This window comes from Clostridium sp. JNZ J1-5, assembly GCF_053901425.1.
Genome location: NZ_CM132773.1, coordinates 1,417,840 through 1,430,865, shown reverse-complemented (window position 1 = coordinate 1,430,865; position 13,026 = coordinate 1,417,840). Strand labels below are relative to the sequence as shown.

11 protein-coding genes are annotated in these 13,026 nt (G+C 31.3%); all 11 read left to right on the top strand.

Features of this window, described 5'->3' with window-relative positions; translation table 11 throughout:
- Positions 1-80: 80 nt before the first annotated feature.
- On the top strand, positions 81-401 hold the full coding sequence (locus ACWW38_RS06795) for a CopG family transcriptional regulator (protein WP_456260031.1): 321 nt from the start codon (positions 81-83) through the stop codon (positions 399-401).
- A complete protein-coding gene (locus tag ACWW38_RS06790; protein WP_456260030.1) occupies positions 361-708 on the top strand; it encodes a type II toxin-antitoxin system PemK/MazF family toxin in 348 nt (115 codons plus the stop codon). Before ACWW38_RS06795 ends, ACWW38_RS06790 begins: the two co-directional genes overlap by 41 nt.
- A gap of 148 nt (positions 709-856) precedes the next feature.
- Positions 857-1,681 (top strand): transketolase, encoded by an 825-nt coding sequence (locus ACWW38_RS06785; RefSeq protein ID WP_456260029.1) that lies wholly within the window; start codon positions 857-859, stop codon positions 1,679-1,681.
- The gene (locus ACWW38_RS06780; protein ID WP_456260028.1) at positions 1,681-2,622 is read left to right on the top strand and encodes a transketolase family protein; all 942 of its coding nucleotides are present in this window, start codon (positions 1,681-1,683) and stop codon (positions 2,620-2,622) included. Before ACWW38_RS06785 ends, ACWW38_RS06780 begins: the two co-directional genes overlap by 1 nt.
- Positions 2,623-2,781: 159 nt before the next feature.
- Positions 2,782-3,636, top strand: coding sequence for a YitT family protein (locus ACWW38_RS06775; protein WP_456260027.1), 855 nt, complete (start codon positions 2,782-2,784; stop codon positions 3,634-3,636).
- Between the two features lie 104 nt (positions 3,637-3,740).
- Positions 3,741-4,430, top strand: coding sequence for a cell division ATP-binding protein FtsE (gene ftsE / locus ACWW38_RS06770; protein ID WP_456260026.1), 690 nt, complete (start codon positions 3,741-3,743; stop codon positions 4,428-4,430).
- Positions 4,417-5,307 carry a permease-like cell division protein FtsX gene (gene ftsX / locus ACWW38_RS06765; RefSeq protein WP_456260025.1) on the top strand — a complete coding sequence of 297 codons (891 nt, stop codon included), beginning with the start codon at positions 4,417-4,419 and terminating at the stop codon, positions 5,305-5,307. The genes ftsE and ftsX overlap by 14 nt, the downstream gene beginning before the upstream one ends.
- A 126-nt stretch (positions 5,308-5,433) precedes the next feature.
- The gene (locus tag ACWW38_RS06760; protein WP_456260024.1) at positions 5,434-6,690 is read left to right on the top strand and encodes a S41 family peptidase; all 1,257 of its coding nucleotides are present in this window, start codon (positions 5,434-5,436) and stop codon (positions 6,688-6,690) included.
- A 34-nt stretch (positions 6,691-6,724) separates the two neighbouring features.
- On the top strand, positions 6,725-8,008 hold the full coding sequence (locus tag ACWW38_RS06755; RefSeq protein ID WP_456260023.1) for a PDZ domain-containing protein: 1,284 nt from the start codon (positions 6,725-6,727) through the stop codon (positions 8,006-8,008).
- Between the two features lie 174 nt (positions 8,009-8,182).
- A complete protein-coding gene (gene uvrB / locus ACWW38_RS06750; RefSeq protein WP_456260022.1) occupies positions 8,183-10,156 on the top strand; it encodes an excinuclease ABC subunit UvrB in 1,974 nt (657 codons plus the stop codon).
- A 44-nt stretch (positions 10,157-10,200) separates the two neighbouring features.
- Positions 10,201-13,023, top strand: a complete 2,823-nt coding sequence (gene uvrA / locus ACWW38_RS06745; protein ID WP_456260021.1) for an excinuclease ABC subunit UvrA — start codon at positions 10,201-10,203, stop codon at positions 13,021-13,023.
- Positions 13,024-13,026: the final 3 nt, after the last annotated feature.

Here is a 13,026-nt window from a genome sequence, read left to right as displayed (position 1 = left end):
TTGACATTTTGACAAACATTAAAGTATAATTGTAATGTACATATTTTCTCTAGGTTAAATTAGGAGGTATTAATAACTCTATGTCAAGTTCAAAGAAATTAGTGGAAGCCCCATTAGAAGAACATAAGGATGATACTCGTAAGGAATATTTGAAAAAATACAGAAAAAAGAGTGAATTTATAAAGGACTCTTTAATACTATATATTAAAGACAAAAAAAGATTAAGCAAAATAGAAGAATTAAAAAAAGGATATATAGAAATGGCACAAATTAATTTAGACATTTGTGAAATGGGCTTTGCTGATGATATGTTAGGTTTAAAAGAATATGAAGCCAAGCTTGCGGAGAGTGATTTGCCTGATGACAATAGTAGTGAAAAGAGGAGATATATTTTATGCTGATTTAAGCCCGGTTGTGGGATCCGAACAAGGTGGAATAAGACCGGTTCTTATTATTCAAAATAATGTAGGAAACAAATATAGTCCTACTGTAATTGTGGCTGCAATTACGTCGCAGATAAATAAGGCAAAACTTCCAACGCATGTTGAAATTTCATCAGAGGAATATGGACTGAATAAAGATTCAGTTGTTTTGCTGGAACAGATTAGGACTCTGGATAAGAAAAGGTTAAAAGAAAAAATTGGCCATATGTCAGAAAAAGATATGAGAAAAGTAGACGAAGCATTATTAATAAGCATTGGATTATAAAATTAAAGGGCAGAAATGCCCTTTTTTAGTTTACATAGTGTAATTTCTTTAATATCTTGTTATAATAATAAAAGATAAAATGAAACTTAGTTTTAGATGGAGTTTTATAGATGCTAGTCATCGGATAAAAAAATAGGAGGCGTTGAAAATGGCGAAAGATATTAATGAGCTAAAACAGATAGCGAAGGAAATTAGAAAAGATATCATAACTATGCTAACAGAATCTGGCTCAGGTCATCCAGGTGGATCTTTGTCAGCAGTTGAAATCTTGACTACATTATATTTTAAAGAAATGAATGTAAATCCTGAGGATCCAAAAAATTCGGATAGAGATAGATTTGTTCTTTCTAAAGGTCATGCGGCACCTGTATTGTATAGTACACTTGCTGAAAAGAAGTTTTTTAATAAGGAAGAATTAATGGGATTAAGAAAAATGGGTTCAATGCTACAAGGGCACCCAAATATGAATTATGTTCCAGGGATAGATATGTCAACAGGATCACTAGGACAAGGAATTTCTACAGCTGTAGGAATGGCTATTGCGGGTAAATTAGATAAAAAGAATTATAGAGTGTACTCTCTTCTTGGAGATGGAGAATTGGAAGAAGGACAAGTGTGGGAAGCAGCTATGGCAGCAGCTCATTACAAATTAGATAACTTAACTGCTTTTGTAGATTATAATAGTCTACAAATAGATGGTAGAATACAAGATGTTATGTCACCGGATCCTATAGATGAAAAATTTAAAGCTTTTGGATGGCATGTTATAAATATTGACGGGCATGATTTTGAAGCTATAATTAATGCAATAGATGAAGCTAAAAATACAAAAGAAAAGCCAACAATGATAGTTGCTAAGACAGTAAAAGGTAAAGGCGTATCATTTATGGAAGATGAAGCTGCTTGGCATGGTTCAACCCCAAATAAGGAGCAATGTGAACAGGCATTAAGAGAAATTGGAGGTGAAAATTAATGGGAAACAAGATAGCTACTAGAGAAGCTTATGGAAAAGCATTAGCAAAATTAGGAGAAGAAAACAAAAACGTAGTTGTACTTGATGCAGACTTATCTAAATCAACTAAAACAGCTGACTTTAAAAAAGTTTTCCCAGAAAGACACATAAATATGGGTATTGCTGAAGCAAATATGATGGCAGTTGCAGCAGGACTTTCTACTTGTGGTAAAATACCATTTGCAAGTACTTTTGCTATGTTTGCATCAGGAAGAGCTTTTGAGCAAATAAGAAATACTATATGCTATCCAAAGCTAAATGTAAAAGTATGTGCTACTCATGCTGGAATAACAGTTGGTGAAGATGGAGCATCACATCAATCAGTAGAAGATATTTCACTTATGAGAAGTATTCCAAATATGACAGTAATATGCCCAAGTGATGCAGTGGAAACTGAAGCTGCTATTAAGGCAATTGCTGAGTATGAAGGACCTTGTTACGTTAGACTTGGAAGATCAGGTGTTCCTGTTATAAATGATAACTCTGAGTATAAATTTGAAATAGGAAAAGGTGTTACATTAAGAGAAGGAAAAGAAGCTACTATAATAGCTACTGGAATAATGGTAGATGCAGCACTTGAAGCTTATAATATGCTTGCAGAAGAAGGAATAAAGGTTAAGGTGATAAATATACATACCATAAAACCTATAGATTCTGAGCTTATTGTAAAAGCAGCTAGAGAAACTGGAGTTATTATTACTGCTGAAGAACATAGTATAATTGGTGGATTAGGTTCTGCTGTATGTGAAATTTTAAGTGAAAATTGTCCGGCTCCAGTAATGAGAGTTGGAATTAAAGATGTATTTGGTGAAAGTGGAAAACCAGATGAATTATTAAAAGCTTATGGATTAACTTCAGAGGATATAGTTAAAGCTGTTAAAAAAGGTATTTCACTAAAATAGAGTTAAAAGAAGCATTGAATGCTGATTAGGAAGGGGTTAATTAAGCTCCTTCCTTTTTTAAATATAAATAAAGTGAAATTGTTAATATGGATATAGTTTGGTTTATTTGGAAAACTAATTTTAGATTATAAATACTTATGCTGATACGGGGGTGGCTTTATGAAAGAAAAAATTAAAGAATATGTTTTTATTACAATTGGATTTTCAATATTAGCTATAGCTATTAAATTTTTCTTAGCACCTAATAAGATAGCTGCTGGAGGTATAAGTGGTATAGCGATAATAATAAAGCACTTTATTCCTTCTGTAAGTGTTGGAGTATTGATGCTTTGTATGGATGCAGTGCTATTTACAGTAGCAGTTATAGTAATAGGTGGTAAGTTTGGCGCAAAAACATTGTATACTTCTTTAGGTTTATCTGGATTAATTGCTATTTTAGATAAGTTTATTCCTTCAAATGTGGCTGTGACTCATGATTTACTCTTAGCTACAATATTTGGTACATTTATTTCAGGTATTGGTATGGGGCTTGTATTTAATCAAAATGCATCTACAGGTGGTACAGATATAATAGCAAAGATAATAAACAAATTTGTACATATAGATATAGGAAAATCGCTACTTATGGTTGATCTTGTAATAGCTGTAATAGGAGGAGTTATTTTTACTCCAGAGCTAGGTATGTATGGAGTAATGGCTGTAGTTTTAAATGGATTTATGATAGATACAGTAATTGAGGGATTAAATACATGTAAAGCTATTATGATTATGAGTTCACAAAATGAATTAATAAATCAATATATAATTAAAGAATTAGATAGAGGATGTACTATGTTTGAGGGCAAAGGAGCATATAGCGGCAATAATATAAGTGTTTTATATACTGTATTAGACAGAAAACAGTTTATAAAATTAAAAAATTATATTAAAGAAATAGACAAAAAAGCATTCATCACTGTCAGTGAAGCACATGAAGTTTTAGGTGAAGGATTTAAAGACATAGTTGAAGATTAGAATAAATATTCATAATATATTAATTTAAATTTGTCTATATTATGTTATAATAATACATGTAATATTTCTATACAAAAGAAACTAGAATAGGAGAAAATTATAGCATGATAGAATTTAGGAATGCAACTAAAATATATGACAATAATGTTTTTGCGCTTTCTAATATAAATTTAGATATAGACAGAGGAGATTTTGTTTTCTTAGTAGGACCAAGTGGTGCAGGTAAGTCAACATTTATTAAGTTACTTTTTAAAGAGGCTGATCTAACTACAGGGAGAATAGTTGTTAATGATGAAGATATAACTAAAATTAAGAATAATAATATACCTTATTATAGAAGAAAAATAGGAATGGTATTTCAAGATTTTAGATTGATACCAACATTAAATGTATATGAAAATGTTGCCTTTGCAATGAGAGTTGTAGAAGCATCAGAAAGAGAAATGAAAAAAAGAGTACCTATGGTATTGGCTATGGTAGGGCTATCCAATAAGTTCAAGTGTTTTCCAAGTGAACTATCTGGAGGACAACAACAAAGGGTAGCAATTGCAAGAGCTATTGTAAATAATCCTTCTTTAATAATTGCAGATGAACCAACAGGAAATTTAGATCCTGATACATCTTTAGAAATAATGAAAATACTAAGTGATATCAATCGTGCAGGGACTACTATTATTATGGCAACCCATGATAAGAGTATTGTTGATATTATGAAGAAGAGAGTTATTGCTATTGAAAAAGGTGTTATAGTAAGAGATGAGCAGAGAGGTAGATACGGCTATGAAGATCACTAGTGTAAAATATTCTTTAATTGATGCTTTGAAAAGTTTAAAAAGAAACAAAACATTAAGCCTTGCTTCAATAATTACTGTTTCATTAACTCTTTTGATGTTTGGTATATTTTTGCTAGCAATGTTAAATGCTAATGAGGTTATAAAGAGCGTAGAGTCTAAACTAGAGGTTTCTGTATTTTTAAAAGAAGATGTTAAGCAGAGTGAAAAGGAAAATATTCAAAACGTATTGAAAGGTACAAATGGTGTTCTAGAAGTAAATTATGTTACAAAGGATCAAGCTCTACAAAAATGGAAAGAGCAACTTGGAGAAGAAAATAAGGATTTAGTTCAAGGTTTTGATAAGAAAAATCCATTACCAGAATCATTTACAGTAAGATTACAGAATGGAGATATAGTACAAGCTGTAGTTGATAATACTAAAAATTTACCAGGAGTTTATAGAGTAGTAGCTAATGAAGATTTGGTAAATAGAATATCATCACTTACTAAAGGAATCAAGTGGGTTGGACTTGCAGCTTTATTTATACTGGTACCTATATGCTTACTTCTAATAGGAAACACTATTAAATTAGCTGTTTATTCTAGAAGAAGAGAAGTCAATATAATGAAATTTGTAGGTGCTACAGATTGGTTTATAAGATGGCCTTTTATAATAGAAGGCGTAATAATAGGATTGGTTGGCTCACTTATATCAGGAGTATTACTTAACTATTCTTATAAGTTTATTTACCATAAACTTTCATCGACTATAATTATGCTTAATTTAGTAACACCAAAATTTTTCATAATGAATGTATTATGGGTATTTGTCCTCACAGGTGTTTTAATTGGAGGACTTGGAAGCATACTATCTATTAGAAAGTTCTTAAAAGTATAAGCATTTCTATTAAAAGGTTGGCATATTATGGCCAACCTTAATATTTACGATTTTTTTAAAAAAGGTATAATTATTGAACCATTAACGTAAAAATATAAGTAATACTAGGGCAAGAGGTGATGTTAATTGGATTATAAAGACATAAATGAAAAAGAAAAACAACATAAGTCTAGAGATAGTAAAGTTATATGGGCATTGATAGTTGTTCTAATTATTGTTTTGACAAATTTTACAACTTATATGGTAGGGACTAGATTGCCTGTGAAAGGTACAAGAAGAATAAGCGAAAGTACATACCAAGATTTTATGCAATTTAAGAAATTGTTTATTGTTAAACAAAATCTTGAACAATTTTATGATGGGAAAATTGATGAAGCAGCTCTAGTAGATGGAGCAGTAAAAGGTATGACAGAAAAATTAAATGATCCATATACTGTTTACATGAATAAAGATGAGTACAAAGATTTCAGCACACAAACAGAGGGGAATTATGTAGGGTTGGGATTACAAGTGGGTATTAAGGACGACAAAGTGGTAGTTATAACAGCATTTGAAGATTCACCTGCAAAAAAGGCTGGAATTTTAAGTGGAGATATAATTGAAAAGGTGGATGGAATTAAGGTAACTGCTAAAGAATATGAAAAGGCAGTTACTATGATGAAGGGTGAAAAAGGAACAGATGTAACAGTAACTATAAGTAGAGAGGGAAAAGGAACTTTTGACGTAAAGATGAAAAGGGAAGTTATTACATTAACAACTGTTACTGGTGAGATGATAGATAATAAAGTAGGTCTTGTAACAATAACTGTTTTTGATGAACATACAGACGCACAATTTACTAAGGTAGTTAATGATTTGAAGAGTAAAGGTATGGAAGCTATGGTATTAGACTTGAGACAAAATCCAGGTGGATGGCTTACTCAAGCTATTAATATTACATCAAAATTTATCCCAAAGGGAAAAGTTATTGTTTCAACAGAAGATAAGTATAAGAATAAAGAGGAGTATAAATCTAAAGGTGGAGATTTAATTGGTATGCCGCTTTCGGTGCTAATAGACGGAGGAACAGCTAGTGCTTCAGAAATTTTTGCAGGGGCTATCAGAGATTATAAAGCAGGCACAATAATTGGAGAAAAAAGCTTTGGAAAAGGTATAGTTCAAAGTGTGCTTTATGAAAAGAAATACGGGTTTGGAGATGGAACAGCTCTAAAAGTGACTACATCAAAGTATTACACACCAAATGGTGAAAACATACACCACAAGGGAATACAACCTAATATTGAAGTAAAGTATCCAAAGGAATTATTAAATAAACCATACAACAAAGATAAAGATCCTCAATTAAGTAAAGCCTTAGATATGGCAAAACAAGGTTTAAAGTAGAGAATAAAGAAAGGGAGAGGAGAAATAATCTTACATGAGTATTGCATTAAATGCATTAGAGGCTACTGCTTATGCTATAGTCAAACCGCCTTATGTATTTATTTTAATAATTTTTGCTATAATATTTTATAAGCAAAATAGAAAAATTGTTATGATTCAAAAAATGATTATTGGAGATAATATAAATTCTCCATTTGAACTTACAATTTCAGAGATAATGTTTGGATTATTTGCAGGAATTATTGGAAGCATTATGTTAGGGTATCTAGGAGTAAGTTTTAGTGAAAATACATCTATAGAACTGATATTTTTACTATCTGTATTCTTAATGTTCATTAATCCAAAGTTTATATGTTTTTCATATTCAGGAGCTATTTTAGGCTTTATAAGTATTTTGCTAGAAATTATGAAAGGGATGTACAATACAGATGTAACAGCTTTAAGTTTTTTAAATATAGATGTAGTAGCTCTTATGACCTTAGTGGCAGTATTACACTTTATTGAAGGCATTCTTGTTATAATTGATGGAGACAAGGGAGCAATACCTGTATTTACTAAAAAAGAGAACAAGATAATTGGAGGATTTGCTCTTAAAAGATATTGGGCAATTCCTGTGGCTGTTGCGTTGATTGTAAATTCTAGATCATATTCTATTGATAGTATAATCTCTCTTGGAAACTGGAATAGTTGGTTAAAGCCAACTACTCCAATTGAACTTATTAAAGATGCTGCTATACTGTTAATGCCCTTTTATGGTGTTATAGGATATAGTAGTGTTACATTTACAAAAACTAAAAAGGAAAAGTCCATTTCATCAGGAATTATGATAATGTTGTACAGTGTTTTATTATTTATATTTGCTAGATTAGCGGTTTTAAATATATTCTTTAAGTTGTTTTTAGTGATTTTTGCACCAGCAGCTCATGAAACTATGCTGTACATACAAAGGTACAGAGAGGTAAAGCAAGAACCAAAATATGTGAGCAATGAAAATGGAATGATGGTTTTAGAAGTTGCACCTAATTCACCAGCTTCACAAATGGGAATTAGAAGTGGAGATGTAGTAATTGAAGTAAATCATAAGAAAATATTTAGAGAAGATGATATAAAGAAAACTATAATAGAAGCTTCGAATATTGCCTGGTTTAAAATAAAAAGAGCGGCAGGTAATCTAGAAGAAATAAGATATAGAAATACAAATAATTCTAAAAGACTGGGTATTGTATTTGTTCCTATAAATATTCCAGATGAAAATACAGTTGTAAAAGTAGATGGAAATAAATTTAGCGATATTTTAGAAAATATGAAAAAAAAATAAGGATAAAAGGAAAAACGCTGGTCTATCGGCGTTTTTTATTATATAGAGAATTATAAAATTACTCTTTTGTGAATAATTTTATAATTTTCATATTGTTTGTAAAATATATTGACATTAAATTTATTAAAGGATAAAATTTATAGGAACGAACTAATGTTCATAGGAGATGAATAAATGGGAGAATTTAAAATACATTCTAAATTTAAACCTACAGGAGATCAGCCTGAGGCTATAAAGAGTATAGTAGATGGAATTAAAAAAAATGAAAAGTTTCAAACTCTATTAGGTGTAACTGGTTCAGGTAAGACTTTTACAATGGCTAATATTATAGAAAAAGCACAAAAACCTGCATTAATACTGGCTCATAATAAGACTCTTGCAGCTCAGTTAACATCAGAATTTAGAGAGTTTTTCCCAGAAAATTCTGTGGAGTATTTTGTATCATATTATGATTACTATCAGCCTGAAGCATATGTGCCGCAGACAGATACTTTTATTGAAAAAGATGCATCTATAAATGATGAAATTGATAAGTTAAGGCACTCTGCTACATCAGCGTTATTTGAGAGAAAAGATGTTATTGTAGTTGCCTCGGTTTCATGTATATATGGCTTAGGTAATCCAGAGGAATATAAAAAATTAACTGTATCATTAAGAGAAGGGATGCAAAAAGACAGAGATTCAGTAATGAGACAGTTAGTAGACATACAATATGAAAGAAACGAGGTTAACTTTGTCAGAGGAACTTTTAGAGCACGAGGAGATGTATTAGATATATTTCCGGCATCTTCTAGCAACATAGGGGTTAGAGTTGAATTTTTTGGAGATGAAATAGATAAAATAAGAGAATTTGATGTACTAACAGGAAATATTGTCAATACTAGAAAACATGTTTCTATATTTCCGGCATCTCACTTTGCTACTTCAAAGGATAAGTTAGAAATAGCCATTAAAAGAATTGAAGAAGAACTAGAAGACAGAGTTAAAGAACTAGTGGCAGAAGATAAGTTGCTGGAGGCACAAAGATTAAAGCAGAGAACAAATTTTGACATAGAAATGATAAGAGAAGTTGGATATTGCAGCGGTATAGAAAATTATTCTAGAGTGTTAGATGGAAGAGCATCAGGAACCCCTCCTCAAACATTAATAGATTATTTCCCGGGAGATTTTTTGCTATTTATCGATGAAAGTCACGTTACTTTGCCTCAAGTTCGTGCTATGTATGGAGGAGATAGGTCTAGAAAAGACAATTTAGTAGGGTATGGATTTAGACTTCCATGTGCTTACGATAATAGACCACTGAAATTTGAAGAATTTGAAAGAAAACTGAACCAAACCATATTTGTAAGTGCTACACCAGCAGCTTATGAGCTTGAGCATTCTACAAATATAGCAGAACAAATTATAAGGCCTACTGGACTTTTAGATCCAGAAATAATTGTAAAACCTGTAAAAGGACAAATAGATGATTTATATTCAAGTATAAGGGAAACAATTGATAAGGGCTTTAGAATTTTAGTAACAACTCTTACTAAAAAGATGTCAGAAGATTTGACGGATTATCTGAAAGAGATGGGAATTAAGACCGAATATCTTCATTCAAGCATTGATACCATAAAGAGAATGGAAATAATAAGAGATTTAAGAAAAGGGGAATTTGACGTACTAGTAGGTATAAACCTTTTAAGAGAAGGATTAGATATACCAGAAGTTGCTCTAGTTGCAATATTAGATGCAGATAAAGAAGGCTTTTTAAGATCTGAGACATCTCTTATACAAACAATAGGTAGAGCTGCTAGAAATTCAGAGAGTAAGGTTATAATGTATGCAGATACAATTACTAAAGCTATGAAATCGGCAATTAGCGAGACAAATAGAAGAAGAAAAATTCAAATGGAGTACAATGAAAAGAATGGAATAGTCCCAAAAACAGTTTTAAAAGACATAAGAGAAGTTATACAAACTAAAGTGTCAGAGGAAAAAGAAAAGTATAATGTGGATGAGAATACTGAAAAGCTTACTAAGAAAGATATAGAAAAAATCATTATTAAGTATGAAAAAGAAATGAAACAGGCAGCAAAGGAATTGCAATTTGAAAGAGCAGCAGAACTTAGAGACGAGATTTTGAAGCTAAAAGAAAAACTTTAGATTAGATACCTTAGAAGTATACTAAGGAAAGGAGCAACAAAAAGGTGAAGGATAAGATTTTTATAAAGGGCGCTAAAGTTCATAACTTGAAAAATGTTGATTTAGAAATACCTAGAGATAAGCTGGTAGTTTTCACTGGACTTTCAGGATCAGGTAAATCCTCTTTAGCTTTTGATACTCTATATGCAGAAGGTCAAAGAAGATATGTAGAATCGTTATCTGCATATGCAAGACAATTTTTAGGACAAATGGATAAACCGGATGTGGAATATATTGAGGGGTTATCCCCTGCAATATCCATTGATCAAAAGACTACAAGTAGAAATCCACGTTCTACTGTGGGAACTGTTACAGAAATATATGATTATTTAAGATTATTATATGCTAGAGTAGGAATTCCTCACTGCCCAAGCTGTGGTAGAGAGATTACTCAACAAACCTTGGATATGATGGTAGATAAGGTTATGGAGCTTCCTGAAAGAACTAAACTTCAAATTTTATCGCCAGTTATTAAAGGAAGAAAAGGACAGCATGCAAAGGTTCTAGACAGTATAAAAAAGAATGGATTTGTAAGAGCTAGAATAGATGGAGAAATTTTTGATCTTCAAGAAGAAGAGATAAACTTAGAAAAGAATAAGAAACATAATATTGAAGCGGTTATAGATAGGTTAGTAGTAAAGGAAGGAATAGAAAGTAGATTAACAGATTCTATTGAGACAGCTTTAAAGCTATCAGATGGTCTGGTAATTGTAGATATTATAGATGGGGAAGAGATATTATTTAGTGAAAAGTTTGCCTGTCCAGATTGTGGAATAAGTATAGATGAGTTAGCTCCAAGATTATTTTCGTTTAATTCACCCTTTGGAAGATGTGATAGATGTGATGGAATAGGAAGCTTAATGGAAATAGATGAAGATTTAATAATACCAGATAAGACAAAAAGCATCATGCAAGGTGCTATAATAACATTAGGGGATGGAGCTCTCAAAGAAGATTCTTGGACATTTAGTATTTTAAAAGCTTTATCCAAACAGTACAATTTTAATTTAGATACACCTATAGAAGAGTTACCAAGAGAGATACTAGATTATATATTATATGGATTAGGTGGAGATAAAATAATCGTAGAATACTCAAAAGAGGATAAGCAAGGCTTATATAACCACAAATATGAAGGTATTATAAATAATCTAAAGAGAAGATATCTAGAAACTAATTCAGATTATATAAAAAGACAGGTAGAACAGTATATGAGTGATACTCCTTGTCCAAAATGTAAAGGTGCTAGATTAAAACCAGAAGCATTAGCTGTTACTGTTGGAGAAAAAAATATATTTGATTTCGCAAATATGTCAATAAAAGATGAATTAAATTTCTTGAATGGTTTAAAGTTATCTGAGAAGAATACTATAATTGCAAATCAAATATTAAAAGAGATAAAGAGCAGATTACAATTTTTAATAGATGTAGGGCTAGATTATCTAAATCTAAATAGAAAATCAGGAACACTATCAGGAGGAGAATCCCAAAGGATAAGGCTTGCAAGTCAAATTGGATCAGGATTAGTGGGTGTTTTATATATACTTGATGAGCCAAGTATAGGTCTTCACCAAAGAGACAATGATAGACTTATAGGTACCCTGAAGCATTTAAGAGATTTAGGGAATACTCTTGTTGTAGTAGAACATGATGATGATACGATAAAAGCAGCAGATTATATTGTGGATATAGGTCCTGGTGCAGGAGAACATGGAGGAAAAGTTATTGCAGCTGGAACTATAGATATCATAAAAGCCTGCAAAGAATCTATTACAGGGCAATATTTAACAGGAGAAAAGCTTATAGAGATTCCTAGTAAAAGAAGAAATGGAAATGGTAACCTTATAAAGGTTGTCGGGGCTAAAGAAAATAATCTTAAAAATATAAGTGCAGAGTTTCCACTAGGTGTATTAACTTCCGTTACTGGAGTGTCAGGTTCAGGCAAAAGCACATTAGTAAATGAAATTTTATACAAAGGACTAAATAGGAAAATAAACAGATCTAAAATAATTGCAGGAACACATAAAGAAATATTAGGTTATGAAAATATAGATAAAATAATAAATATTGACCAAAGTCCTATAGGAAGGACGCCGAGATCTAACCCTGCAACTTACACGGGTTTATTTGATATAATAAGAGAGCTTTTTTCTAATACTCCAGAAGCTAGAATGAGAGGATATAAACCTGGAAGATTTAGTTTTAATGTTAAAGGTGGAAGATGTGAGGCTTGTCATGGAGATGGAATAATAAAAATTGAAATGCAATTTTTATCGGATGTATATGTACCATGTGAAGTCTGCAAAGGTAAAAGGTATAATAGAGAAACCTTAGAAGTAAAATATAAAGGGAAAAATATTGATGAAATTTTAGATATGACAGTACAAGAAGCCTTGGAATTTTTCGCAAATGTACCTAGAGCAAAAGCAAAACTTGAAACCCTTATGGATGTAGGACTTGGTTATATAAGGCTTGGACAACCATCTACCCAATTGTCAGGAGGAGAAGCTCAGAGAATTAAATTAGCTTTCGAATTATCAAAACGAAGTACTGGAAAGACATTCTATATTTTAGATGAGCCTACAACTGGGCTTCATACAGATGATGTTAATAGACTTATAACAATTCTTCAACGTCTTGTGGATACAGGAAATACAGTTGTTGTAATAGAACATAATCTAGATGTAATAAAATGTTCAGATTATATAATAGATTTAGGCCCAGAAGGTGGAGATAAGGGTGGAACCATTATAGATGTTGGTACACCAGAAAAAATAGCGAAAAATAAAAGTTCTTATACAGGATATTATTTAAAAAACATGTTATAATAA

Bases quoted from the DNA above. Each gene is read 5' to 3' on its own strand.
- ACWW38_RS06795 (WP_456260031.1), top strand. From the start codon at position 81: ATGTCAAGTTCAAAGAAATTAGTGGAAGCCCCATTAGAAGAACATAAG.
- ACWW38_RS06790 (WP_456260030.1), top strand. From the start codon at position 361: ATGACAATAGTAGTGAAAAGAGGAGATATATTTTATGCTGATTTAAGC.
- ACWW38_RS06785 (WP_456260029.1), top strand. From the start codon at position 857: ATGGCGAAAGATATTAATGAGCTAAAACAGATAGCGAAGGAAATTAGA.
- ACWW38_RS06780 (WP_456260028.1), top strand. From the start codon at position 1,681: ATGGGAAACAAGATAGCTACTAGAGAAGCTTATGGAAAAGCATTAGCA.
- ACWW38_RS06775 (WP_456260027.1), top strand. From the start codon at position 2,782: ATGAAAGAAAAAATTAAAGAATATGTTTTTATTACAATTGGATTTTCA.
- ftsE (WP_456260026.1), top strand. From the start codon at position 3,741: ATGATAGAATTTAGGAATGCAACTAAAATATATGACAATAATGTTTTT.
- ftsX (WP_456260025.1), top strand. From the start codon at position 4,417: ATGAAGATCACTAGTGTAAAATATTCTTTAATTGATGCTTTGAAAAGT.
- ACWW38_RS06755 (WP_456260023.1), top strand. From the start codon at position 6,725: ATGAGTATTGCATTAAATGCATTAGAGGCTACTGCTTATGCTATAGTC.
- uvrB (WP_456260022.1), top strand. From the start codon at position 8,183: ATGGGAGAATTTAAAATACATTCTAAATTTAAACCTACAGGAGATCAG.